Here is a 23,313-nt window from a genome sequence, read left to right on the forward strand (position 1 = left end):
GCACGCATATGACCTGGGCAGAAGCAGCAGTAATCTTTGTGTACGGCCTTTGTCTTGCCTTTATCTTCTGCTATAGTCTGGTGCAGCTGCACCTTACGCTGCTCTACTGGCTTCGGAGAAAAAGTAGCCGGAAGACATATCGGCATGCAAGCATACCGCAACAGGAATGGCCTAGCGTAACGGTGCAATTACCTGTTTATAATGAGCGCTACGTGGTGGAGCGGCTCATCACAGCGGTCGCTGCTTTTGATTACCCCTCCGACCGCCTGCAGGTACAACTATTGGACGACTCGACGGATGAAACAACGGCCATAATTGAGGAGAAGCTGAAACAGTATCCGCAGCTGCAGATAGCACACATCCGCAGGCCCCGACGCACCGGCTACAAGGCAGGGGCCCTGCAGTACGGGCTCTCCAGTGCTACCGGAGAATTTATTGCTATTTTTGACGCTGACTTTCTTCCCGCCCCCGATTTCCTGAAGCGCACCCTCTCTGCCTTTCACTCTGATCGTGTTGGCGTAGTGCAAACCCGCTGGGGCCACTTAAACCAGGACTACTCTCTTCTAACTCGCCTGCAGGCCTTTGGCTTGAACGCGCACTTTACCGTGGAGCAGGCCGGACGTAACAGTGGCGGGCACTTCATGAACTTCAATGGCACGGCCGGTATCTGGCGCAAAGCCTGTATCGTGGATGCCGGAGGGTGGAAAGCGGACACACTGACGGAAGACCTGGACCTGAGCTACCGCGCGCAGCTGAAAGGCTGGGAATTCAAATACCTGGAGGAGGTAGAGGCCCCCGCCGAGTTACCGGCAGCCATGGGTGCCCTCAAATCGCAGCAGTTCCGCTGGACGAAAGGCGCCGCCGAAACAGCCCGGAAGCATTTGGGAGAGGTTCTGCGGGCGCACGTTCCTCTCAGCACGAAACTGCATGCCACCTTTCACCTGCTTAACAGTGGCGTGTTTATCTGCGTGCTGCTAACGGCCCTCCTCAGCGTACCGGTCTTGTTCATTAAACAAGAACACCCGGAACTGGACGGGCTTTTTAAGCTAGGGGCGGTTTTACTGCTGAGCCTGCTGGCTATCATCGCCTTTTACTGGACTGCCCTGTACCAGCAGAGCTACTCGGCCTGGCGCACGACCAAGCGCTTTGTGCCGGAGTTCTTCCTGTTCCTGTCTATCTCCATGGGGCTCTCACTGCATAACAGTTTAGCCGTGCTGGAAGGCTACCTGGGCCGAAAAACGCCTTTTGTGCGCACGCCCAAGTACAACATTGTACAGGCCAAGGACTCCTGGCGACAACAGGCTTACTTTATGGGAAGTATAAACCCTGTCACTGTACTAGAGGGGCTGCTAACACTCTACTTTGCCTGGGGCCTGGTGCTGGACTTTCAGTTAGCCGATTTTGGGCTACTCCCTTTTCATATAATGCTCGTATTAGGGTTCGGTACTGTTTTCAGTTATTCCCTTTTCCATAGCAGGCGCGCAAAAGCATGAGCACACCTAAAGCACCGGCTTCTATAGCAATAGGCTTTTCAGCTGCCGCGTACCTGGCCCTGGCCTACGCCACACCACGCACCGACTTTTCGCAGTTGTTGTGGCTCTACGCTGCTTTGTTCGGAGCTTACCTCTACCTTATCAATACACGCTTGCCCGTATGGCAGGGCCTGGCCGCAGCAGTTCTGTTCCGGCTTCTGTTTTTGCTGGCCATGCCCGCTTTGTCTGACGACTTTTACCGCTTCGTGTGGGACGGGCGACTGTTAACAGCAGGCCTGAACCCTTTTTTACACCTGCCCCAGTACTTTCTTTTGCCTGACGCACCGCAAGTGGCAGGCATCACTGAGGAGTTGTACAGCCAGTTAAACTCACCGAATTACTACAGTGTTTACCCGCCTGTGGCACAAGCTGTGTTCTGGCTTGGGGCCTGGCTGTTTCCCGGCAACCTGCTGGGAAGCGTTATCGTGATGCGGGTTGTATTGTTGTTAGCGGAGGCGGGGAGCATCCTCCTGCTCCTGCGCCTGCTCCGTAAAATGGGCCTCCCCGACAAGCAGGTACTGTTGTATGCCCTCAACCCACTGGTGATTCTGGAACTGGTCGGGAACCTGCACTTCGAAGCGCTGATGATCTTCTTCCTGTTGCTGGCCCTGTACCAGCTCTCTTACCAGCGGGTAGCCGTATCAGGTGTAGCCTTCGGGCTATCTGTGGCGAGCAAACTCTTACCCCTGATGTTTCTGCCTTTCCTGCTACGTCGGCTGGGGCTATATCAGTTTACCCTGTTTGGCCTGATCGTGCTGCTTACTTTGGTTGCGACCTTCTATCCACTGGTGTCGGCAGAGGTGTTGCTCAACATCTTTCAGAGCATCGACCTGTACTTTCAGAAATTCGAGTTTAATGCCAGCGTGTACTACCTCCTGCGCTGGCTCGGCTACCGGCTGGCAGGCTTTAACCTCATCTGGGTGTTGGGGCCCTTTTTGTCTTTTGTGGCTTTAGTGGCCATCCTGACGATGGCCACTGTGAAAAAGCTAGGCTCTATGAAAAGGCTGGCGGGCTACATGGCGGCCGCCCTTACGGTATACCTCCTCCTTTCTACCACCGTACACCCCTGGTACATTACCACGCTGGTGGCGCTCACAACCATGAGCAGGTTCCGGTACGCCATAGTATGGTCTGGCCTTGCCATCCTTACCTACGCTGCCTACCGCTCCAGCTCCTATCAGGAGAGTCTGGAGTTAGTGGCACTCGAGTACGGAATCGTTTTCCTGTGGCTCACCGCCGAACTCTACCTTTACCGCCAACGGCGCCGACTGGAAAACCTAGCAAACCGGGAAGAAGCGGTTATGCTGTAGCTTGCGTTGTTCCGTCGTACGACAGGTTACAGCACAATCACTGGCGGGGAGATGTTCATAACCAAAAGTTATTTGTAACTTGATTACCAGATGACTCCTGAAAGAAAAGTTGTTGTTTATATCGCCATGAGCCTGGATGGCTATATTGCCGGGCCTAACGATGATTTAACATTTTTGTCTACCGTTGAGAAAGAGGGAGAAGACTATGGTTATTCTGCTTTCTATAAAACAGTAGACACCATCATCTTAGGCAGAAAGACCTATGATTGGGTCATGAAGCAAGTGCCCGTGTTTCCGCACAGTGGGAAAGAAAGCTACATCTTAACTAGCACAGCAAGACCAGCCATCGGGAAAACGCGCTTTTACACAGGCGATGTAAAAGAGCTGATCGCCAAGCTCAAAAGCCAGCCAGGGAAGAACATTTTTATTGATGGGGGTGCCGAAACTGTTACTGCTTTGCTACAGGACAAACTAGTGGACGAGTTTTACATTTCGATCATCCCTATCCTACTAGGTGAAGGCATCCGGCTCTTTAAAGACGGACGGCCAGCGCAACAACTGAAGCTTGTGGAGACAAAGCCATATGACACAGGACTTGTACAGCTACATTACAAGCGCTTTGAAAGTTAAGAGCACCACGGCTTACCACATTCAACAGCCCTTCAGCATGGCCACCCGGCTAAACCTAATCCTCTCCCAGGTCCTGTAGGGGTGCCATCAGGAAGTCATTCAAAGGCTTCAGGGCCTGAAAAGCGTCCAGCACTACGGCCATAAAGTCCTTCCGCAATACCGTCTCGTCCGTTAAGGGCATTATCCCGTTCCAGCCTTTAAAGCGGAGGTACTCAATGGCAGGGTTCTCCTTGTCGTAGCCTTTTGGCGTTGTCTTCAGCTTTTCTCCGGATATGCCTCCAAAGCGCTGGTTAAAGTCCTCTGACTCCACGATTTCCTTGAACGCATCCAGGTTGTAATCGATTTCCTGCCGCACGGCTTTCAGCTGCTCTGCCGGCGGATACCACAGACCTCCTGCCACAAAAGAGCTGTTGTTTCCGGCCAGGTGCAGGTAATAACCGGGATAAACAGATTTACGCCCTCCTTCGGCAATGTAAGCCCCGAAGTGGTCTTTGTAAGGGCGCTTGTCGTTCGAGAAACGCACATCCCGGTAAATCCGAAACACCAGGTCTCTGCCCTGCTGCCCATGCACCACAGGCTCAAAGGTCTGCATCTCCAACAGGAGTTCATTCAGAAAATTAATGTATTCCTTTCGGGCTGTCTCGTAGCGCTTCTTGTTTTCGCTAAACCACTCCCTGGTATTATGTTCAGCCAGTTCGGCCAGAAACGTAAGGGAGCTTTGACTTATCGTTGTAGGCATCTTTTTCGTTCTTAATTCATAGGGTTGGGGGCAGCTTGTTTCCCCCCTCCTGCCAGTAAGCGTAGCGGCTCAGCTGCTTCAGCTTTAGCTTGCGGCCATCCCAGGTCTCCTGCTGTAATAGCTGGTTCGGATACTGTGAGGCAAACCAGTAGGTATTCTGTTTTCCCTCCTCCAGACGCACGATGACCTGCCAGGCCGCTTGCCCCTCCAGATCGGTTTTAACAGTGGAGAGTTTTGCCTGGTAAACAACAGGCGCTAAAGCCTTATTATTTTGCAAGGACTCCACCACATTCGCCTGAAGGCGCAGCCCGTCCTGGAAACGTAGTGCCCGCAAAGTAGAAGGAAGCTGGTCTTCGAACAAAGCATTCTTCGGCAAGTCCCTGTGCCCCTCTCCCTGCCCGTCGAAGTAAGAGTTATAGTACTCCTGGTAACTGTTTCCCTCGTCCGTTATGGCCTTAAAGGTATTGCCGCACCACTCCTGTGAGGAAGTCGTAAGCTTGTGCAATGCCCAAGGCTGCTCCCGGTGCAGGAACAGGGACGTGAGGTAATGATAAGGGTATTTTTCCGTCGGGATGCGGGCAAACTGGTTCACTTTTAAGACCGGAAACAGATCCGAACGCGAATAGTCGTCGGTTTTAACGTTATGCGCTCTGTTGAAGTCTTCCTTAACGGTGATCTGGGTAAACTCAAAGCTTCGCTTTTTGTCATATACCACCCGCTCTGCATCGTAAATGGCGACCTCTGCCAGGCCATCATCCCATAGCTTGTTCATGGCCCAGTCCGGTTGGAAGAACTCCTGCAGTTCGGTATAACTGTTTTTGTCTGCTCCAATTGCGGCGGCACTAATATCCTGGTTAGCGCAAGCTATAAATGTACCAGCCATGCCAATTAGAAGGAGGCAAAGCAAAGGCAGTAATCGTTTCATAAATAGATTATTTGTACGCTTTGCAAAGCAAAAAACGTGCGAGGCTAAGCGAAGGCAAAGGTCTGGAGTATCCGAAGACAACGCAAGTGTTATGAACCTGTAGCCCTATCCCTCTACCATAAACTTTCGTTCCCCTTTTATATCTGGACCTCTGAGAGAAACTGAAGTTATTTCTTGTGCTGAAAGAACTAAGATCCTTCCTCTTATAATAGATAAATCGTACTGTTTAAGTTATTGGCTTTGCTCCTGCCCCAGGTCTTCCACATAGTCTACATCAGACAGGCGGGGTAATAAAGCGTAAGACAGGTTCAGGCGTTGGACGTCCTGGAGGGTGTCGGGAAAAACATGCTCCGTGCTCCATTGCTTATTCCGGAAGAGGTCAGCGTGCAGTCTGTTCATCCCCAGTAGGTAGTAGCCTCCATCTAAAGCAGGGCCAATGACAACCTCGTGGGTCTTTAGCTCCTCAAAAGCCTGCGCCACGATCTCCTGCGTCAATTGCAGGCAGTCACTCCCGATGATCACCACCGAGGCATATTCCTCTTCAAAAGCGGCGGCAAAGGAAGCTTCCATTTTCTCGCCCAGCTCGCCTGCTGGCTGCACCCGCTTCTGGTAGTGCTCATTTGGCCACAAGTCATCCTGCTCTACCTCGTTGGAGTAATACACCAGTTTTTCTACAGGCACCTCCTGCGTTACCTTTCGGGTATGCTCCAAAAGGTGCAGGTATATCTCCAGCGCTTTTTCAGGTCCTACTGCTGCTGCCAGGCGGGTCTTTACCTTGCCTAGTTCCGGGTTGCGCACAAACAGCATGAGTAGCTTCTTATTCGTCATATACTTTCTCTCCTTTCTGTAGCCACATGCCCCAAAGCTCCGAGTAAGCATGCACCTGTTGGGTGACACCCGCCCTGTTGTAAACAGGAAAGCCCCTGTTTACCCACTCAAACAGGCCGCCGTACAGATTCAGCACATTTGTAAAACCGGCTTGCTGCAACTTTTCTCCTACCCGCTCGCTCCGATAGCCAACCGAGCAGTACACAACTACTAGCTTATCTTTTGCCTCTTTGCCCAGCTCTGTCGGCTGAAAAGTGGCCGGGTCTACCTGCCGTGCCCCTTTCATGTGGCTCACGGCGAACTCCTTCGTACTCCGGGTGTCTAACAAAAGCAGTTGGTGCTTTTGCTCCAGTAGCTGGTACAACTTCTCGGGCTTTATCTGCGGCACCGTGTTATCATACAGGCTCTTCAGCAGTAAAGCATAAGCCTTGTTTGTGGGCTGGCTACAGGCTTGTAACAGTGGAAGCCAGCACATGGCCGCAGCCAGGTATAGTTTCTTTCTCAATGGTTTTGTGTTCCTCTTATGCTTTAAAAGAAAGGAATGTAGCCGGCTATTTAACTGTTTCCCCCCCACAGCTGGATCCTGCCCCGGCCGTGCAGCCATAGCAGTGCTGGTTCAGAACGATGCTGCGCTTATCCAGGCTGGCCAGATCAAAATCCCGAATATGCTGCGGTGCACTTTGCGCTACTTTCAGGTCCAGCATCTGGTTAAAATCACAGTCGTAGAGGTAACCGTCCCAGCCCACCGATACCGTGTTGCGGCACATCACGCCCATGGCAGCGACAGGGTTGAAGGCATCCACTAATTTCTGCATATAGCTGTCGTAATTGCCACTTTTGACTAGGTAATCCAGGTAGCGGCTAACCGGCAGGTTGGTAATGCAGAAGAGGCTGTTGAAGTCGATATCATAGCCTTTCTTGAGCCTGCGCTTGAACTCTGCCTCCAGCGAAGCCTGCCCGCTCGGCAGAAAAGCACCGGAAGGGTTATACACCAGGTCCAGCTGCAGGCCTGTCCCCTCTTTGCCGTAGCCCACCTCGTTGAGCAGTTGCAGCGCCTGGATGGACTTCTCGAACACCCCATCGCCCCGCTGTGCATCTGTGCGCGATGCCTGAAAGTAAGGCAAGGAGGAGACAACATGTACCCTATGCTTCTTAAAGAACAGGGGCAGGTCGTGGTACTTTTTGTTGGCCAGAATAATAGTGAGGTTGCAGCGCACCATCACCTGCCGCCCCAGCTGGGAAAGTTCTTCCACGAACCAGCGGAAATCCGGGTTCATCTCGGGCGCGCCCCCCGTCAGGTCTACCGTCTTAATGTCCGGTGCCTGGCGCAGGGCCTCCAGGCAAAGCTCCATGGTTTCGCGCGTCATGATCTCTTTGCGGTCCGGTCCGGCATCTACGTGGCAGTGCTTGCAGGTCTGGTTGCACATCTTGCCCACGTTAATTTGCAGAATCGTGGTGCCCGTCGGCTGGAGGGGGTATAGGTCATGCTCCCGCAGCTTGGCGTCAAAGGCCGGAAAGCGCTCACCCTGCCGTGATGGTCCCTGGAGTACGTTCAGTTGAAAGGATGAATCGGCTAGCGCATGCTGCTGGCCTTTCAATGATTTTGTCGTGGATCCCATAGGCTACATCGTCAACTCTTTGATCTTGTTCATCATCTGCACACCGTGCACCAGGGCAGCTCCCCCTTTTATGGCAGCAGCCACGTGCACGGCCTCCATCATCTGGTTTTCGTCAGCCCCCTTCTGCAGGCAATCGGTACTGTAAGCATCAATGCAGTAAGGGCATTGCACCGCATGTGAAACAGCCAAAGCGATCAAGGCTTTCTCGCGTTCGGTCAGGGCGCCTTCTTTGAATACCTCACCATAGTAGTCAAAAAATTTGCGGCCCATTTCAGGCTGCAGCTCGGAGATGTTACCAAATTTGGCGAGATCGTCGGGGTTGTAATAGGTCTTTTCCATAGGAAGATTATTGTTTTAAGTGATTGTTTTGTATGCTGATAAAGGCAGACGCACTGCTGCCATTCGTGAGGCTGCAGGGACAAAAAACCTGCTTGCTGTACAGTCGTTTTCCATCACCCTGCCTTGCAACAGGCGTTCCTGCTAGTGCTTAGGGCATAGCGACGGAGAAAGAAAAAATAAATTAAAAGGGAGGTGCCCGTAGCAGAACGCTACCTATGGGTAACTCGAAAGGTGCGCCGATAGCCTGATCCTGTGCTGGTTTGAATGCCTCGCTAGCAAGCAAGGCTTGAAGCAGTTTTTTGAGGATATCGCCTTCGAGCAGCCGCTCTAGCTCCCGAATAAGCCCCTGCTCGTCATCAACATCAGACTTCTGTGCAAGCAGGAAGAACTGCTTTTCCGGAGCTTCGCTGTGCTGCCGGGCATAGGCCTGCAGCTCTCCCAGCACTTTAGCTGTCTGCCAGTTCAACTGGCAAAAGGTCTCCTGCTGAAAGCTTTCCTTTTGGATGCCAATCAGGTAGGCCCCACCGTCTGTGGCAGGGCCTATGACCAAACTGTTATGCCGCAGTGCCTCCTGTGCCGCATAAAGGTCTGAAGCCGCCAAGGTGGGGCAATCGCTCCCTACACAAATTACCCGCTGGTATCCTGCTGCAAAGGCTTCTTGAAAGGCATTGGCAAGCCGTTCTCCGAAGGTGTTCCCCTGCTGCTGCTGGGTAAAAAGCGTGATAAGCGGCAGTTTGGTGCTATTAACTACCCGTAAGGTATGATCTAAGAGTACCTGGGCTATCTCTTCGTTGGTAGGTGCACCGTGCCTGGAAGAAAAGAGCTTTGTCTTCACTTCCTGTCCTGCTGCATGTGCAAACAGAAGAATGGCGGTATCAACGTTAGCAGTGGTCAAAAAAGCTGCTTTTCTGGTAAAACCGGTAACAGTACGCTTTGTTACCTGGAAGTAGCAGGAATCCTAGTATACTCTGTGGAAAAACTAATAGTTCTATAAAAGAAGTCCATTCCTATCCTATGGCCTCTCCAATGCTTTGCTCTGCCCTTATGGTAGTCTCGCCAATTAGCGCGTTAACAGTAGCCTAAGACCTTATAGACGATAAAACCAGTCACCTCATGGATAAGCAGGTGCCAGCCACTGAAGGCGGATACACTCGGAATGATCGTTTCGTCTGGGGTAAAGCGCCGCTCAGAGGCATTAAAGTCTGTGCTAAAGGCGCTGGCTTTTACCCCGGCTTTCTGAAAACAAGCAGCTGACCGGCGCATGTGGAAGGCGGATGTTACCAACAAAAGGTTTTTCCATTCCGGGTGCTGCTCCACAAGCTTAGCGGTATTCTTCGCATTTTCGCGGGTGTTACGGCTGTTACCCTCTATCAGGATATCTTCCTTTGGCACATTCGCAAGCAGCAGCACCCGCTCGATCTGCTCTGCTTCAGCCACAGCTCCCGCCAAAACGCGCCCGCTGCCTCCTGCTATCAGGAACTTATCAATCTTTCCCATGCGATAGAGCTGCAAGGGGTGAAGGAAGCGGTCTGCCCCTTTATGCGTGTGGATCCTGTCCGGGATATCCTCCCGAAAGGCTGTGACGCCTGTCAGGATAACTGCTACATCGTAATGCTTCACATCCTCTACCGGCATAGCCTCTACCTCCCACGCCCGCCAAGCTTCATTCGCCAGAAACGGATTGGAGAATAAAAAGAGGATCCCCAGTGCTCCGACCAGGCTGAGACGCCGCCACTTGGCAGACCGAAGCAACGCAGCGAATATCAAAAGTAAGAGCACCCAGATAAAGGGCATCAACAAAAAGTGTAGCGTTTTGGAAAGGATGAAGAACATAACACTGAGCTTATGAAAACAGCCAGAGCAATAGAAAGAGTGGCGCCTTATGCTGAACTAAAACTGCCCTGAAGCAGCCTGATCTTCCTGTAGTTTACCGGTTACATACCCTTGGCAAAGGCAATATAGGAAAGTAAAGGGAAATGGTAAAAGCACTTGCCCTAAAAGAACTTGCGGAACAGCCACATGAGCAGCGAGAAGAGAATGCTGAGCAAGATCATGCTGGTGATAGGGGCGTAAAAACGCATGTTCTTTTTCTCCACGCGTATATCGCCGGGCAAATGGCCAAACCAACTGAACTTATCCCCTGCCAGCCAGATCACCAGTCCCACTACAACCAGTACTATCCCTAAAAGCACAATTGTTTTCCCGATAGGCTGCATTGTTTACCCTTTTGTCGTGAACGCCAAAGATACGCTTTTACTTAAAAACCTGCGCGCACCCCAACGGCAAAGCTGAGAATGTCCCAGGCCGTGAGCGTAGGATCCTTTACGGCCGACGTCACGATCAGGTCGTAGGTGCTTAACTCTCCATAAAGGCTAACTTCCTTCAGGGTCCCGCCATTGAGCTGCCGCGTAAGCTCAGTGCCTATGCCTCCCGTTATCCGCAGGCTGCTCGTCCACCAATAGTAGTTTTTGGGGTAAGAGCTGTCCCAGGAGGTAGAGAACTGGTCCCGGAAATAGTAGCTGAGGCCCAGGTTCATCCGCAGTGGTGTCCATTGCACTTGCCTACTCAGGTCAACCCGCCTGATGGGCCGGTACACTCCTCTGACTGTTAGCAGGTGCAACACTTCCTTGCCATCGAGTTTCGGGACAAAGCCATAGAGTAACTCAGCGCTTAATTTATCCTGCAGAAAGCTGTAACTTGGTCCGGCCGAAAACATACCGGTATTGCCGGCAAACTGTAGCGTAACGCCATCCGGGGCATACCAATTTCTGCTGTCTCTCTCTTTGTCTTGCGCTATACCTTGGAAAGGAAAACTGAGGAGGCAAAGGACACTTACGAGTAATCTTATTTTCATCTTCTGGCTGCTAAATCTTTACACGCTCAAAGCTCACCTCGTTCCCTGCCACGGTAAACACCACATACTCCAGCTTCTCGGTAGCTGCGGTCTCTAAAACAGGTAGTTCCTCCCCAAAAGGGAAGTGGTACTTGTAGTTGTGGTTATGCCCGTGCAACGAAAAGTCTACCTTGTACTGGTTCAACAACTGCCCGTACCGAACCGACTTCTCCTCACCGAACTCGGTATTGGTTGGAGGAATGTGGGACACCACGATCACATTTTCATAAGTTGCAGAGGCCTTAAGTTCCGCCTCAAGCCAATCCAGGTCGGGCACTTGCTTATCGAACTCCAGGTAATTGGTGTTCAGCAGGATAAACTTGGTGTTTCCCACAGCAAAGCTGACGTCATAGTCGCCATACATGGCGCTAAAGACTTCTTTGCCGTTGTTGATGGCGTCATGGTTGCCAACCACGGCCACGTAGGGCACCTTCAGCGTTTTAAAGTCCTCGTGCACCAGCTTAAACTCTTTCACCAGGCCAAAATCCGTCAGGTCTCCCCCAAGCAGTACAAAATCAATATCCTCCAGCTGGTTTATGTGCCGGACCAGTTGCTCATTCTCCTGGTAGAAGCCCTGAGGATCGGCTGTTAACACAAAACGGACGGTATCTGTTGGCGCAATATCCAGCGCTTCGATTGCAGCGATGTTGCGTTTGTTAAGGTCTTTTTCATCCTCATCCAGGCGCACCTCATAAGGGCTGTATTCAAATTCATCGCACGCCTGCATGCTTACGGTCAGTAACAGCATGCCCACAGACAGGAGCACATGGCCACACGTTTTTATAATTGAAAACATAATGGGTTGGTTTCATAAACTTTCTCCTCGATTTTACCACCGCAGGTATTGGAATGTTTCGGATTCGGCTTCAAGAAACAACAATTCCTGAGACTCCTGGCTTAACTTTCATTTTTTCAAGAACAGTATAGCTCCTGTAGGCTTCTACTCTCCTCCCCAATTGTCAGATTTTAACACACCAGGCTATCCCTACCCCTTTATCCTGCGAGGGGCTGTGCTTCATTTTAAGTGCAGATTAAATTCGCAGATCAGCCTTAAAAGCGTTAAATTTGAGGTACGTAGTAACGCATTAAAACCCATAACCGCTTGAAAGTCTGTATTGCTGAGAAACCTAGTGTCGCCCGTGAGATAGCCATGGTCATTGGTGCCAAAAGCAAGAAGGATGGCTATTACGAAGGCAACGGCTACCAGGTCACCTGGACCTTCGGGCACTTTTGCACCTTACGCGAGCCCGACGACTACCGCCCGGAGTGGAAGCGCTGGAGCCTCTACGACCTGCCCATGCTACCCGAAAAGTACGGCATTAAGCTAATGAAGGACAGTGGGGTACAAAAGCAGTTTAAAATCATCAAGCAGCTGCTGGACAAAGCGGAAGAGGTCATTAACTGCGGGGACGCCGGGCAAGAGGGGGAAGTGATCCAGCGCTGGGTACTGACAGAGGCGAAGTACAGAAAGCCTTTTAAACGCCTTTGGATCTCTTCGCTTACAGAGGAGGCCATACGCCAGGGTTTTGCAAAGCTGCGCGATGGTGCTGAGTTCGACTCGCTGTACCAGGCTGGTAAGAGCCGTGCCATTGGTGACTGGCTACTGGGTCTGAACGCGACCCGCCTCTTTACCCTGAAGTACGCCAACGGCAGCCGCCAGACACTGTCAATCGGACGTGTACAAACCCCCACCCTGGCGATGCTGGTAAACCGCCACCACGAGATCGCCAACTTTGTGCCGCAACCATACTGGGAACTGAAGACGGTCTACCGCGACACGACTTTCTCCAGCACCAACGGCCGTTTTCAGAAGGAAGAGGAAGCCCAGAAGATCATGGAGGCGATCAAAGAGGCGGAACTCACCATTACGGACGTAGAGACGAAAAAGGGAACAGAATCGCCGCGCCAGCTTTTCGACCTGACCTCCCTACAGATCGAGTGTAACAACAAGCTGAGCCTGTCTGCTGACGAAACGCTGAAGACAGTGCAGAGCCTGTATGAGAAAAAGGTGGTTTCCTATCCGCGTGTGGATACCACATTCCTGCCGGATGATATTTACCCAAAGATCCCCGGCATCCTGCAGGGCCTGAGCAACTACAGCCAGGAAGTAGCACCACTGCTGCAGAGCAAGATCCGAAAGACCAAGAAAGTCTTTAATAACAACAAAGTTACCGATCACCATGCCATCATCCCGACGGGTGCGGCGGCGGGTAACCTGTACGGACGCGAGGCGGATGTGTATGATATTGTTACCCGCCGTTTTATAGCTGCTTTTTACCCCGACTGTATCGTAAGTAACACCACCGTCATGGCAGAGTCGGCAGGCTATACCTTTAAAGTGCGGGGCAAGCAAATACTCGACCCGGGCTGGCGGGTGATTTACGGCGCCGAGGATGTGAAGTCGGAGCCTACCGGCAAGGACAACAAAGAGGAGGAAGAGGCGGCCGGGGTACTACCGAATTTCGAGAAGGGAGAGCATGGCCCACACGCTCCTTTGCTGGAAAAGAAGATGACCAACCCTCCCAAGGAGTATACAGAGGCTACCCTGCTGCGCGCAATGGAAACGGCGGGCAAGCAAGTGGAGGATGAGGAGCTGAAGGACGCGCTAAAGGAAAACGGCATCGGCCGCCCTTCTACCCGTGCCGCCATTATCGAAACCCTATTCAAGCGCCAGTACATCCGAAAGGAGAAAAAGAAGATCGTCCCAACCCAGATGGGCATTGACCTGATCGGCGTGATCCGGAACGAGACCCTGAAGTCGGCAGAGATGACAGGCCAGTGGGAACGCAAGCTACGTCAGATAGAGGGTGGCGAGTTTAAGGCGGAAGCCTTTTTGCAGGAGCTGCAGGAGTTTGTGATGAACCTGGTGCAGGAAGTGAAGTATGACAAGGCCACCGTTACCATAGAGCCGCAACAGGAAAACAGGTCAACGAGCAAGCCCAAGAAGAAAGCCGAGAAGGCCGAAAGTAAAAAAGCTGAGACCAGAGAGGTTCAAGGCCTTGGCGCCTGCCCCGCCTGCAAACAAGGCCACATTTTGAGGGGGGCCAAGGCCTTCGGCTGTGTTCGCTATAAAGATGGGTGCCGCTTCCTGATTCCTATTGCCCAGCAGGGCAAGGAACTAACCGATAAGCAGGTACAGGCACTCCTTACAAAAGGAAAAACCCCGACGATTAAGGGCTTTAAAGATGAACAAGGCGAGAGCTTTGATGCCGTTTTAAAGCTCGATGCAGCCAAGGGACTTGTCTTAGATAAAGCAGAAACAGCTCAGAAAGTAAATCCTTTCGAGCAATGCCCGCGCTGCAAGCAAGGAAAGCTATTGAAAGGCAGAGCGGCTTATGGCTGCAGCAGGTTCCGGGAAGGGTGCCAGTTCGTGGTTCCCTTCGAGATGGGCGGAAAGCAGCTGACGGAAAAGCAACTCGCTGCTCTTCTACTAAAGGGTAAGACGCCCAAAATAAAAGGCTTTATCTCGAACAAGACAGGAAAGCCTTTTGAAGCGGCCCTCACCCTAAATGAGCAGTGGCAGGTGGTGTTTCAATTCTGACTCTGAAGTAAAAATCCCGGCAAGGGCTACCTACTCTTGCCGGGCTAGTTCAAAAAGCCTTGCCTACTGCACGTTAAACTTCACTTCCTTTAACGACTGGTTCGTGCGCCTGTCTTGGGCACTTATCAGTAAAGTGTATTTGCCTGGCTCAAAGTTCTGTAGTGACACGAGGGTGTCGTATTCTACTACTGTTTTCCCAGGTTTGGTAACAAAATGTATCAATTCATTTTCACCACTACTGCCCGCTACTACAAAGTCCAGGTTGCTCACCTGGTCTTTATCCACCACAGTTACATCAATCGTTAGCCCCTGTCCTATGGAGGCAGTTTGGTTATTGGTAGGGGTGTTTACGGTAAGGCTAGGAACAGAACCGTCTGGCTCCAGGTTTCCACTCTCGAACAAGTCCTCACACGCCGTTAGCGTTAAAATGGCGGCCAAAGCGGCCGGTACTGTTTTTAATTTCATGGTAGTATAACTGAACGTCTTTTCCCGACTTTCAGGCAAAGTTTGTTTTGCACTATTTGCCTCTGGCACTTTAGCCACATGCTAGCATGCAGCCCGCGCAAATATAGAATTCCTCCCACTAACCCCAAAGATCCTCCGCAACTTAATTACAATTTCGCAAAACTTATCACACAGCAAGACGAGCACCCAAGACAGGCAACATAGAACTACTAATCAAATATATACATATGTAGATATTTAATTAAACGCAGACAACCACATAGACACCCAATCAAAATAGTACAAACATAATCAAGTGAAGCCGCTGTAAAAGTGGGCTCTAAGCACCGGGTTTAGTTGCACCATTATATCTCAATTGTTCTGATGCGCGCTTTATGTACAACACCTTGGATAAAGGCTATAGTATAGAGCCATAATATAACTTATGCCACACCCTATGCGTACAGAAATACGTCGCAGCAATGCTGTGTACATTTTTTTGAAGAGAATAACTTGTGAAACTATAAACTTAGAACCTATGAGAAGCTATGAAAACTCGGGTTACAACCCGTACAACAGTAACACCAGATCAGAAACCGGAGGATCAGCCAGAAACTACTACTCCGGCGATTATGACTTAACAGAAGGCCGTAACCGTAGAGGCTATGGCTCCCGCACTTATGATCAGGGCAACAGCACTCTAGGCTCCGGGCGTGATATGTTCTCCTCATCTGGTTACAGAGGATATGGAGCATCAGGAGAGACAGACTACGACCGTAATAACTACGGTTCTTCCAGCTACAGCACGTATGGCGACCGTTTCAATAACGATCGTCGCGGCGCAAACTACGATGCAGACTACCGCTCAGCCTACGGCAACAACTACGATACTGACCGTTATGACCGTGACAGCAGATGGGGTGGCAGCAATATAAACACCTGGGACCGCAACAATGATCGCGATGAGAGCAACATGTGGGAAAGGACCAAAAATCGTGTATCAAACGCTTGGGACCGCGCCACAAGTGACAACGATCGCGACAGGGACTATCGGGCCAGAGACTATGATACTTACGGTTCTACTGGCGGTTATGGCTCAGGGTCTTTATATGGATCGAACGCCTATGGGGCTGGGACTTATGGCACTGGCTACACTACTTCGAACTACGGCACGTCTTATGACCGAGACAATGACCGGGACCGCTTTAATAGAGACAATGACAGAAGCCGTTACAGCTCAAACTACGATCGGGGAAGCAACGAAGATCGTAGCTTCTGGGACCGCACTGGCGACGAGGTAAAGTCTTGGTTTGGCGATGACGACGCAGAGCGACGTAGAAGAATGGACGAAAGCGAAGACCGCAGGAGAAGAATGAGCGAGATGAGCAACCGGGACAGAAATCGTGACAACGATGACGACTATCGGTATGGGAGTTACTCCTCAGGAAACACCTATAGCGGACCTCCCTACTCTTACGGATCATCTTCAAGAAGAGACTATGAGTGGTAGAAGCAACAGAAGGCCGTTTTATAACGAGCCTAGACGATAGCACTACCTAAGAACAGTGGCTGTATCGCCACAAAAGCCCCGCTGCACGAAGCAGCGGGGCTTTTTTCTTTAAGCAGTGCAGCACGAAGCCTGCGCATGACTATAGCTCAGATACCTCTCCGACTGTGCTGTAGATGTGCTCGTAGCGCCTGAACGTAGAAGTGTCTACTTTCAGGTCACGAAGCAGACCTTCTTTTATGTCATAAACCAGCCCGTATAACTTCGGAGGGTTTTCCGTACGCATCGCATTTTGTATGATAGAGGTCTTGGAGAGGTTGTGGACCTGTTCAATCACATTAAGCTCTACCAGGCGGCGCAGGCGCTCCTCTTCATCATAAAGGCTCAAAAACTCACGCTCATGCAGGCGCATCACGTCTTTTATGTTGCGGAGCCAGTTATCGATTAAGCCATATTGCTTGTTGCTTGCCGCCGCAGCCACTCCGCCGCAGCCATAGTGACCGCAAACGATGATCACCTTCACTTTCAACACTTCCACAGCATACTGCAGTACTGACAGCAGGTTCATGTCCGTGTGCACTACCAGGTTGGCTATGTTGCGGTGCACGAACATCTCCCCTGGCCCTGTCCCGCTTATTTCGTTAGCCGGCACACGACTGTCGGAGCACCCTATAAACAGGTAGCGGGGCTCCTGTCCTAAAGACAGCTTATTGAAGTAGTCCTTGTCTTCGCTGAGCTTCTCGGCTACCCACTTTTTATTATTCTCCAGTATTCTTTGCATTGATTTATATGAGGTTGAAACTTATTGACGAAAGGTAAGGAGTGGCCCTTGAAATGGATTTACCTAGGCCAGTTAGTAAAAAGAGGCTCCTCAGGAGCCTCTCTATAACAGTTTATACTTTATTGATGTTGCTGCTTAGTGCATGTCCATCACACTTACCTCGTTCACGTTTAGCACCTCCACATGAATGTTGCGCTCATGCGCTGTCTTCTTAAACTCCATTATAGCCTCCAGCACGTCGTAGTCTATGTAAGCAGAGTTCGCACCGTCGATGATCACATGGCTGTTATGTGGCAACTGATCCAGGGTAAGGATGATGCTTGCTTTGTTCAGGAACGAAACATGCTCGCTCAGTTTGATGTGAATCGTATCCCGGTTCGCGCTTTCCTCTCTGTGGAAGAAGTAAGGGGACTTGTAATTGGCTTTCAGGATATAGAAGACCCCCACGGCCAGACCGATACAGATACCAATCAACAGGTCTGTGAAGAGGATCGCCAGGATCGTCACGATAAACGGTACAAACTGCTCGTGGCCAAGCTTCAGCTGCCCTTTGTACAGGCTTGGTTTCGTTAGCTTAAAGCCAACCATCAGGAGCACGGCAGCCAACGCAGAAAGCGGCACCATATTCAGAAACTCGGCCAGGAAAAACACGGACAAGGCCAGGAACACACCATGTACAAAAGCCGACACCCTTGTCTGGCCCCCAGAGGCTACGTTAGCGGAGCTACGCACGATCACAGCCGTCATTGGCAGGCCGCCCAGCATACCAGCCACCATGTTACCAACACCCTGAGCTTTCAATTCCCGGTTAGTGTCTGTGCGGCGCTTGTGCGGGTCCAGCTTGTCTACCGCTTCTACGCTTAGCAGTGTCTCCAGGCTGGCCACGATGGCTATCGTAAATGCGACAATATAAAGGTCAGGGTTTGTAAGGAAGCTAAAGTCAGGCAACTGCAGCACCCCTGCCAATTCCTCGCTGCTGCCAATGATTGGAATGCTAACCAAGTGTGACTCGGCAATGGCCAGAGACGTGAAAGCGCTCGAGAACAGGAGGTTCAGTACAACAGCCAAAAGTACTACTACCAGGGCACCCGGTACCAGCTTGAAGAACGTATAACGCTTCAGCCTGTCATTGTCCCAAAGCACGAGGATGACCAGCGATACAATTCCTATAATCAGCGAGCCTGGTTGTATAGAAGAGAAGGCATAGCCAATTTCAGAGAAGGTGTTTCGCCCGTCAGGCTGGAAAAACTCCATCTCACCGAAGAAGTCCTCATCTGCACCCAGGAAGTGCGGTATCTGCTTCAGGATCAGGATTAGACCGATTGCTGCCAGCATGCCCCGGATTACCGAAGATGGGAAGTAAAGGCCAATAACCCCTGCTTTCACAAAGCCCAGCACCAGCTGCAATGCTCCAGCCAACACAACTGCCAGCAAAAAGCCTTCAAAAGCTCCCAGGGTCTCGATTCCGTTCAGTACAATTACCGTTAGGCCGGCAGCAGGACCACTCACACTTAACTGAGAACCGCTAAGCCAGGCAACTACCAGACCGCCTACAATACCTGTTATCAGGCCTGAGAACAAAGGTGCACCGGACGCCAGTGCTATACCCAGACAAAGCGGAAGTGCTACCAGGAACACAACTAAGCCAGCCGGGATGTCTTTCCCCAGGTTGGCTACGTAATCGTTTGTTTTTTCTTTCATACTCCAACGTGCAACTGATCCTCCAGCGGTCCTTAACTCTAAAAATGCTGAAGACGTTTAAACCTATTTTAACGCTGCAAAGATGTAGCGATAAGATTAACGTGAAATTAAAAAGACATTAAAAGGAGATTAAAAACAGTATCAGGAGGGAATAAACAAGTAAGCCTGCGGTAACTTAATGGTAACCTCAGTACCTTCATTGATTTTAGAGTCAACGGTAATAGCTCCCCGGTGAAGCTTCAGAATTCGTTCGGCCAGGGGCAGGCCAATGCCGTGCCCTGTAATATTGCGTACATTCTCGGCCCTGAAGAAAGGCACAAACACGTGCTTGAGGTCTTCCTGCGTTATCCCCACGCCCTGGTCCCGCACCTTTAGCAGCACCTCATGGTCCTGCACTACAATCTGACCGGTGGCCCCTTTCCCCGAAGGGGAGAACTTTATCGCATTCTCCAGCACGTTCAGCACGGCGATCAACAGCAAGGCCTCGTTCCCCTTAACGATCAACCGGTCTTCATCATCCGGAAACTGGGCAAAGTCTATGTCGATGCGCGCCTCCGCATGGCGTTTCAGGGCCTGTTCCCGCGCCATCCACACCAACTCGTCGAAGCGCAGGTAGGTCTGCTTTACTTTTGATGCGTCCATGCTGGCCTGTGCTATTTGCAGCAGCCCGTTAGAGAGCTCCGCCAGCAGCCGGGCATCCTCCAGGGTAGACTGTAGCACCCGCTGGTACTCCTCCTCCCCCCTGGGCTTCATCAGGGCCACCTCCAGTTCCCCGATCATGGCGGTGAGAGGGGTGCGCAACTCGTGTGAGGCGTTCGACACGAAAGTGTTCTGCATCTCAAAGGCCAACTCCAGCCTATCGAGTAGTTTGTTAAAGGTCATGGCCAGCACAGATACTTCGTCTTTGCCATCTGCATCACTCAGCCGCCGGTGCAGGTCACTGGCATTGATCTTCTCTACCTCACTGACCACTTTGGTGATAGGGCGCATGGCCTGGCGGGCAAAGCCCCACCCCGCTATCAGCACCACCACCATAGACCCCAGAAAGCCCACGATCAAAATCGTCTTCAGGTGCTGCAACTTACGCAAGCTGTAAGCGTCAATGGAGGAGGAGAGCACCACAAAGTTTCCCTGGTTATCGGGGTAGTACACCCCCACTACCTGCCGCACCCCCTGCTCGTACTGCAGCTCCTTCTTTTGTGCTATTTGCTCCAGCCTTTGTGGGGTTACCCCCAGTTTCCCTTCCCCTTTCGAAAACAGCAGCTCCCCGTTCAGGCGGTATATCCGCACCGCCTCCAACGGCAACTCATGGTAAAAGCTGATCAGGTTTTGCTGCCGCTCCTCTTCGCTCACTTCGTCGCTTTCGAGTAAGTGACTGGCAGCAACATAGGCCCGTTGCAAAATCCGGTTATAAAAGTCGTTTTGACGATACAGGGAGGTAAAGTAGTAGATAACAAGCGAGAACAGGACAAGAATCAGCGCAAAGATGCTGGCAAACTGGAGTGTAAGCTTGGTCCTGATTTTCATAGATTGCCCTGTTCTTTCAGTACATATCCCATCCCCACCAGGGTATGGATGAGCTTCGGTTCGTGGTTCTTGTCTATCTTTTTACGCAGAAAGTTGATGTACACGTCAATCACATTGCTCCCGGTGTCAAAAGAGGTTTCCCACACCTGCTCCGTGATGTCCACCCGCGATACCACCCGCCCCTGGTTACGCAACAGGTAGTGCAGCAATGCAAACTCCCTTGCTGTTAGATTTACAGGTTTACCGCCCCGCGTCACCGTTTTCTTCAGCAGGTCCATCTCCAGGTCTGCAATGCAGAGCTTTTCCCCGGCACTGCTCTCCGCCCCGCGCCGGGACAGGGCGCGAATGCGCGCCAGCAGTTCTTTAAACTCGAAAGGCTTGGTCAGGTAATCGTCTGCTCCGGCATCCAGGCCTGTTATCTTGTCATCGGTGGTACCAAGAGCCGTCAGCATTAAAATAGAGACGGTGGTGTTGTGCTTCCTGATCTCGCGGCACACGTCCAGCCCGTTCATGTTGGGCAGGATGATGTCGAGTATCACCAGATCATACTCATGCTGCAAGGCCATTTTTACCCCAAACAGGCCATCATAGGCCTGGTCTACCTCATAAGCCTGCTCTTCCAGTCCCTTTTTTATAAAGGAGGCCACTTTGGGCTCATCCTCAACCAACAGAATTTTCATGATTCAGCGGAGTACAGTTTGTGTTGACCGGGTGTTTTTCAAAATAAAAGTAACTCTACCCCGTAGGGCAAAGATAGCGTAAAGTACCGGGCCGCCTACTTTTAGAAGGGAGGGCGAGGTATCTATTTGCACTCCCTTTCGTTTTTAAGGCTATGGCACACGCACACCACAACCACGCTGGGCATGGGCACCACCATGGCGCCAGTGATAACATAAAGGTAGCTTTTTTTCTGAATCTGGGTTTTACCTTACTCGAAATCGTGGGGGGGCTCTGGATCAACAGTGTGGCCATTCTCTCAGATGCACTGCACGACCTGGGGGACTCCCTGTCGCTGGGGCTTGCCTGGTACTTTGAGAAGGTCGCGAAGCGCGAGCGCGACGAGTACTACACGTTTGGATACAAGCGCTTTTCATTGCTGGGTGCGGTTATCAATTCGGTTATCCTGCTGGTAGGGTCTTTTTTTGTGCTCTCGGAGGCCATTCCCCGTATTCTGGACCCGCAACCTGTCAACGCCGCCGGCATGGTCGGCTTTGCCATTCTTGGCATACTGGTAAACGGGGCGGCTGCGCTGCGGTTGAAAAGCGGAGAGTCCCTGAACCAGAAGGCGGTTCGCCTGCATTTACTGGAGGATGTGTTGGGCTGGGTAGCCGTTTTGGCGGGGGGTATTGTACTGTACTTCTTCGACTTCCCCGTCATCGACCCACTGTTATCAGTAGCTATTACCCTGTACGTACTGTACAACGTGATACAGAACCTGCGCCAGAGCATGAAGATATTCCTGCAGGCTACGCCCTCAAACGTAAACCTGCAGGACGTGACATTACGCCTCGAGCAAATGCCGGATGTTAAGTCGGTACATGACCTGCATGTGTGGACACTGGACGGTACGTACAATGTTCTGACGCTGCACGCGGTGGTGGAGGACACGCTGCAGCTACCACAGGCTGAGGAATTGAAAAAGAAGATGCGTGCTGCTATGGCCGACATGGACATACAGCATATAACGGTAGAGTTGGAAGCCTCCGGGGAGGAATGCAGCCACCAGGGGCTACTTTAACTTAGTTCTGGTTTAAGAGCACTGCTTCACGCACCAGGTCCCCGAAATAATTCTCATCAATATCCTCTAAAGAGCGGATTTTCACGTGCGGGGTCTGGCCGTTCCGGCTTACCAGGCGACGCCCAGGGTCTGCCAGTTCTTTCCCCCGGAAAAAACCGAAGTGGATGCCGCTGCGCGAGGAGACAAAATAACAAACAGGTCCGTAAAAGAAATAGCAGGCACTGTCCCAGCGCACACACTCCTCCAGGTGAGCTACTGAAGCATTAATGATCCTGCGTATTTCCTGTGCCAGTAGCTGTTTTTCAGGTGCCAGTTTGTCGATGTACTCGTCTACCTGGTTTGTTGTGGTTTTACTTCTCATATAGGTTCAGATATTTAACAAGCGGTTTGCTTTAACCTTAAATATACTAATATGATAATATATACCTGTACCTACACTAATTTGTTTCACGGTGCGTGGCCACGCCCCACGATCTTTTATCCTCCAGCTTCACCAGGTATTCATTTTTAAGGAAATACGAAGAATCGGCAGCCTCAAAAAAATCAGCAATACTGACAACATGTACGAACCAACAGGGGGGTTAAGCATCTTCCAGCACGCGCAGCATCCGCTGCTCCAGCGTATCCAAGGGGCAATAGCCATTGGTCAGCAGTTCCAGCCCCTCCCCGGTTTGCAGGTACACGCTTGGGAAAATGGTGGCCCCAATACTGTCTGCGTATCCAAACTCATTCTCCAGTTGCTGCATTATCTCTTCCGACTCGTAGAGCGCCAGGAACAGGTTTTCCGAGATACCAAACAACCTGACCAAACGCACAAGCACCCCGGTGTCTTTCAGGTCCAACCCATCCGCAAAAAAGGCGGAGTGCATCGCCCGTAACACTTCCAGGGTAAGCACAGGCCGCAGCAAACGGACGCAAAGCAGTGCCCGACAGGCAGGCTCGGTGTTATATACAAAGCCCTTCTGCGTAAAAAAACGGTAATCAAAAGGCATGTAAGCGCGCTCCTGTACCTCATGCCAGCTCACAGCCAGTTGTTCTTTCTCTTTAGGTAAGAGGGGCTGTGTTTGATGCGCGTGCAGATCACCCAATAACACATGCACGTGAAGCCTTCCGTGCCACAGCGCCCGCAAGCGCCGTATGACGGGCGTAAAGCCGTAGCACCAGGCGCACATCGGGTTCGTGACATAAAGCAAAGTAGGGGAAACGGGCACATGTACCATAAAGCATTTTTTGCTCTTATTTTACCCCTGCTACCGGTT

Annotated in this window: 24 protein-coding genes; 6 read left to right on the forward strand and 18 right to left on the reverse strand. The window is 51.4% G+C overall.

Annotation, left to right across the window (positions count from 1 at the left end; all coding sequences use genetic code 11):
* Positions 1 to 8: 8 nt before the first annotated feature.
* From CHB92_RS20030 to CHB92_RS20040, 3 genes are all read left to right on the forward strand, one after another.
* Positions 9 to 1,493 (forward strand): cellulose synthase family protein, encoded by a 1,485-nt coding sequence (locus CHB92_RS20030; protein WP_089321015.1) that lies wholly within the window; start codon positions 9 to 11, stop codon positions 1,491 to 1,493.
* The gene (locus CHB92_RS20035; RefSeq protein ID WP_089321016.1) at positions 1,490 to 2,842 is read left to right on the forward strand and encodes a hypothetical protein; all 1,353 of its coding nucleotides are present in this window, start codon (positions 1,490 to 1,492) and stop codon (positions 2,840 to 2,842) included. The genes CHB92_RS20030 and CHB92_RS20035 overlap by 4 nt, the downstream gene beginning before the upstream one ends.
* Positions 2,843 to 2,932: 90 nt before the next feature.
* Positions 2,933 to 3,472: a dihydrofolate reductase family protein gene (locus CHB92_RS20040; RefSeq protein WP_089321017.1), complete on the forward strand. Its 540-nt coding sequence runs from the start codon at positions 2,933 to 2,935 to the stop codon at positions 3,470 to 3,472.
* 55 nt (positions 3,473 to 3,527) lie between these two features.
* Here the strand turns inward: CHB92_RS20040 and CHB92_RS20045 are convergent, their stop codons facing one another.
* The 11 genes from CHB92_RS20045 to CHB92_RS20095 all read right to left on the reverse strand — a co-directional run bounded on the left by CHB92_RS20045 (position 3,528) and on the right by CHB92_RS20095 (position 11,611).
* Positions 3,528 to 4,211, reverse strand: a complete 684-nt coding sequence (locus CHB92_RS20045) for a DUF2461 domain-containing protein (RefSeq protein ID WP_089321018.1) — start codon at positions 4,209 to 4,211, stop codon at positions 3,528 to 3,530.
* A 16-nt stretch (positions 4,212 to 4,227) separates the two neighbouring features.
* Complete coding sequence (locus CHB92_RS20050; RefSeq protein ID WP_089321019.1) at positions 4,228 to 5,136, reverse strand: hypothetical protein; 909 nt, start codon at positions 5,134 to 5,136, stop codon at positions 4,228 to 4,230.
* A gap of 231 nt (positions 5,137 to 5,367) precedes the next feature.
* Entirely contained in the window at positions 5,368 to 5,964 is a 597-nt protein-coding gene (locus CHB92_RS20055) for a TIGR04282 family arsenosugar biosynthesis glycosyltransferase (RefSeq protein ID WP_089321020.1), read from the reverse strand.
* A complete protein-coding gene (locus tag CHB92_RS20060) occupies positions 5,954 to 6,469 on the reverse strand; it encodes a rhodanese-like domain-containing protein (RefSeq protein WP_245842751.1) in 516 nt (171 codons plus the stop codon). The genes CHB92_RS20055 and CHB92_RS20060 overlap by 11 nt, the downstream gene beginning before the upstream one ends.
* A 46-nt stretch (positions 6,470 to 6,515) precedes the next feature.
* Positions 6,516 to 7,583 carry an arsenosugar biosynthesis radical SAM (seleno)protein ArsS gene (gene arsS, locus CHB92_RS20065; RefSeq protein WP_089321021.1) on the reverse strand — a complete coding sequence of 356 codons (1,068 nt, stop codon included), beginning with the start codon at positions 7,581 to 7,583 and terminating at the stop codon, positions 6,516 to 6,518.
* Between the two features lie 3 nt (positions 7,584 to 7,586).
* Complete coding sequence (locus CHB92_RS20070) at positions 7,587 to 7,922, reverse strand: arsenosugar biosynthesis-associated peroxidase-like protein (protein ID WP_089321022.1); 336 nt, start codon at positions 7,920 to 7,922, stop codon at positions 7,587 to 7,589.
* A 181-nt stretch (positions 7,923 to 8,103) separates the two neighbouring features.
* A complete protein-coding gene (locus CHB92_RS20075; RefSeq protein ID WP_089321023.1) occupies positions 8,104 to 8,817 on the reverse strand; it encodes a TIGR04282 family arsenosugar biosynthesis glycosyltransferase in 714 nt (237 codons plus the stop codon).
* 173 nt (positions 8,818 to 8,990) lie between these two features.
* Positions 8,991 to 9,755, reverse strand: coding sequence for a YdcF family protein (locus CHB92_RS20080; protein WP_089321024.1), 765 nt, complete (start codon positions 9,753 to 9,755; stop codon positions 8,991 to 8,993).
* A 161-nt stretch (positions 9,756 to 9,916) separates the two neighbouring features.
* A complete protein-coding gene (locus CHB92_RS20085; protein WP_245842752.1) occupies positions 9,917 to 10,114 on the reverse strand; it encodes a DUF2905 domain-containing protein in 198 nt (65 codons plus the stop codon).
* Positions 10,115 to 10,179: 65 nt separating this feature from the next.
* Positions 10,180 to 10,776 carry a hypothetical protein gene (locus CHB92_RS20090; RefSeq protein ID WP_089321026.1) on the reverse strand — a complete coding sequence of 199 codons (597 nt, stop codon included), beginning with the start codon at positions 10,774 to 10,776 and terminating at the stop codon, positions 10,180 to 10,182.
* Between the two features lie 10 nt (positions 10,777 to 10,786).
* On the reverse strand, positions 10,787 to 11,611 hold the full coding sequence (locus tag CHB92_RS20095) for a metallophosphoesterase family protein (protein WP_089321027.1): 825 nt from the start codon (positions 11,609 to 11,611) through the stop codon (positions 10,787 to 10,789).
* A 306-nt stretch (positions 11,612 to 11,917) separates the two neighbouring features.
* On the opposite strand from CHB92_RS20095, the gene CHB92_RS20100 reads away from it, so the two are divergent.
* A complete protein-coding gene (locus CHB92_RS20100; RefSeq protein WP_089321028.1) occupies positions 11,918 to 14,356 on the forward strand; it encodes a type IA DNA topoisomerase in 2,439 nt (812 codons plus the stop codon).
* A gap of 63 nt (positions 14,357 to 14,419) precedes the next feature.
* On the opposite strand, the gene CHB92_RS20105 is transcribed toward CHB92_RS20100, so the two are convergent.
* Entirely contained in the window at positions 14,420 to 14,821 is a 402-nt protein-coding gene (locus tag CHB92_RS20105) for an Ig-like domain-containing protein (RefSeq protein ID WP_089321029.1), read from the reverse strand.
* A gap of 517 nt (positions 14,822 to 15,338) precedes the next feature.
* Here CHB92_RS20105 and CHB92_RS20110 point away from each other — a divergent pair.
* On the forward strand, positions 15,339 to 16,310 hold the full coding sequence (locus tag CHB92_RS20110; RefSeq protein WP_089321030.1) for an SWFGD domain-containing protein: 972 nt from the start codon (positions 15,339 to 15,341) through the stop codon (positions 16,308 to 16,310).
* A gap of 139 nt (positions 16,311 to 16,449) precedes the next feature.
* On the opposite strand, the gene CHB92_RS20115 is transcribed toward CHB92_RS20110, so the two are convergent.
* The 4 genes from CHB92_RS20115 to CHB92_RS20130 all read right to left on the reverse strand — a co-directional run bounded on the left by CHB92_RS20115 (position 16,450) and on the right by CHB92_RS20130 (position 20,996).
* Positions 16,450 to 17,088, reverse strand: a complete 639-nt coding sequence (locus CHB92_RS20115; protein ID WP_089321031.1) for a carbonic anhydrase — start codon at positions 17,086 to 17,088, stop codon at positions 16,450 to 16,452.
* 135 nt (positions 17,089 to 17,223) lie between these two features.
* A complete protein-coding gene (locus CHB92_RS20120; RefSeq protein WP_089321032.1) occupies positions 17,224 to 18,789 on the reverse strand; it encodes a SulP family inorganic anion transporter in 1,566 nt (521 codons plus the stop codon).
* Positions 18,790 to 18,930: 141 nt separating this feature from the next.
* Entirely contained in the window at positions 18,931 to 20,316 is a 1,386-nt protein-coding gene (locus CHB92_RS20125; RefSeq protein ID WP_089321033.1) for a sensor histidine kinase, read from the reverse strand.
* Complete coding sequence (locus tag CHB92_RS20130) at positions 20,313 to 20,996, reverse strand: response regulator transcription factor (protein ID WP_089321034.1); 684 nt, start codon at positions 20,994 to 20,996, stop codon at positions 20,313 to 20,315. The genes CHB92_RS20125 and CHB92_RS20130 overlap by 4 nt, the downstream gene beginning before the upstream one ends.
* Before the next feature lie 152 nt (positions 20,997 to 21,148).
* Between CHB92_RS20130 and CHB92_RS20135 the strand changes: the two genes are divergently transcribed.
* Positions 21,149 to 22,054 carry a cation diffusion facilitator family transporter gene (locus CHB92_RS20135; RefSeq protein ID WP_089321035.1) on the forward strand — a complete coding sequence of 302 codons (906 nt, stop codon included), beginning with the start codon at positions 21,149 to 21,151 and terminating at the stop codon, positions 22,052 to 22,054.
* Between the two features lies 1 nt (position 22,055).
* Here the strand turns inward: CHB92_RS20135 and CHB92_RS20140 are convergent, their stop codons facing one another.
* Together CHB92_RS20140 and CHB92_RS20145 are read right to left on the reverse strand one after the other, a co-directional pair.
* Positions 22,056 to 22,415, reverse strand: coding sequence for a DUF1801 domain-containing protein (locus CHB92_RS20140; protein ID WP_089321036.1), 360 nt, complete (start codon positions 22,413 to 22,415; stop codon positions 22,056 to 22,058).
* Positions 22,416 to 22,635: 220 nt separating this feature from the next.
* Entirely contained in the window at positions 22,636 to 23,274 is a 639-nt protein-coding gene (locus tag CHB92_RS20145) for a DsbA family protein (RefSeq protein ID WP_089321037.1), read from the reverse strand.
* Between the last annotated feature and the right edge of the window lie 39 nt (positions 23,275 to 23,313).

It is taken from the genome of Pontibacter ummariensis (genome assembly GCF_900188175.1).
GTDB classification, from domain to species: Bacteria; Bacteroidota; Bacteroidia; order Cytophagales; family Hymenobacteraceae; genus Pontibacter; species Pontibacter ummariensis.

Bases quoted from the DNA above. Each gene is read 5' to 3' on its own strand.
- CHB92_RS20115 (WP_089321031.1), bottom strand. From the start codon at position 17,088: ATGCAAAGAATACTGGAGAATAATAAAAAGTGGGTAGCCGAGAAGCTC.
- CHB92_RS20145 (WP_089321037.1), bottom strand. From the start codon at position 23,274: ATGGTACATGTGCCCGTTTCCCCTACTTTGCTTTATGTCACGAACCCG.
- CHB92_RS20125 (WP_089321033.1), bottom strand. From the start codon at position 20,316: ATGAAAATCAGGACCAAGCTTACACTCCAGTTTGCCAGCATCTTTGCG.
- CHB92_RS20120 (WP_089321032.1), bottom strand. From the start codon at position 18,789: ATGAAAGAAAAAACAAACGATTACGTAGCCAACCTGGGGAAAGACATC.
- CHB92_RS20095 (WP_089321027.1), bottom strand. From the start codon at position 11,611: ATGTTTTCAATTATAAAAACGTGTGGCCATGTGCTCCTGTCTGTGGGC.
- CHB92_RS20035 (WP_089321016.1), top strand. From the start codon at position 1,490: ATGAGCACACCTAAAGCACCGGCTTCTATAGCAATAGGCTTTTCAGCT.
- CHB92_RS20140 (WP_089321036.1), bottom strand. From the start codon at position 22,415: ATGAGAAGTAAAACCACAACAAACCAGGTAGACGAGTACATCGACAAA.
- CHB92_RS20090 (WP_089321026.1), bottom strand. From the start codon at position 10,776: ATGAAAATAAGATTACTCGTAAGTGTCCTTTGCCTCCTCAGTTTTCCT.
- CHB92_RS20030 (WP_089321015.1), top strand. From the start codon at position 9: ATGACCTGGGCAGAAGCAGCAGTAATCTTTGTGTACGGCCTTTGTCTT.
- CHB92_RS20135 (WP_089321035.1), top strand. From the start codon at position 21,149: ATGGCACACGCACACCACAACCACGCTGGGCATGGGCACCACCATGGC.
- CHB92_RS20130 (WP_089321034.1), bottom strand. From the start codon at position 20,996: ATGAAAATTCTGTTGGTTGAGGATGAGCCCAAAGTGGCCTCCTTTATA.
- CHB92_RS20080 (WP_089321024.1), bottom strand. From the start codon at position 9,755: ATGTTCTTCATCCTTTCCAAAACGCTACACTTTTTGTTGATGCCCTTT.
- CHB92_RS20045 (WP_089321018.1), bottom strand. From the start codon at position 4,211: ATGCCTACAACGATAAGTCAAAGCTCCCTTACGTTTCTGGCCGAACTG.
- CHB92_RS20110 (WP_089321030.1), top strand. From the start codon at position 15,339: ATGAGAAGCTATGAAAACTCGGGTTACAACCCGTACAACAGTAACACC.
- CHB92_RS20050 (WP_089321019.1), bottom strand. From the start codon at position 5,136: ATGAAACGATTACTGCCTTTGCTTTGCCTCCTTCTAATTGGCATGGCT.
- CHB92_RS20105 (WP_089321029.1), bottom strand. From the start codon at position 14,821: ATGAAATTAAAAACAGTACCGGCCGCTTTGGCCGCCATTTTAACGCTA.
- CHB92_RS20040 (WP_089321017.1), top strand. From the start codon at position 2,933: ATGACTCCTGAAAGAAAAGTTGTTGTTTATATCGCCATGAGCCTGGAT.
- CHB92_RS20070 (WP_089321022.1), bottom strand. From the start codon at position 7,922: ATGGAAAAGACCTATTACAACCCCGACGATCTCGCCAAATTTGGTAAC.
- CHB92_RS20055 (WP_089321020.1), bottom strand. From the start codon at position 5,964: ATGACGAATAAGAAGCTACTCATGCTGTTTGTGCGCAACCCGGAACTA.
- arsS (WP_089321021.1), bottom strand. From the start codon at position 7,583: ATGGGATCCACGACAAAATCATTGAAAGGCCAGCAGCATGCGCTAGCC.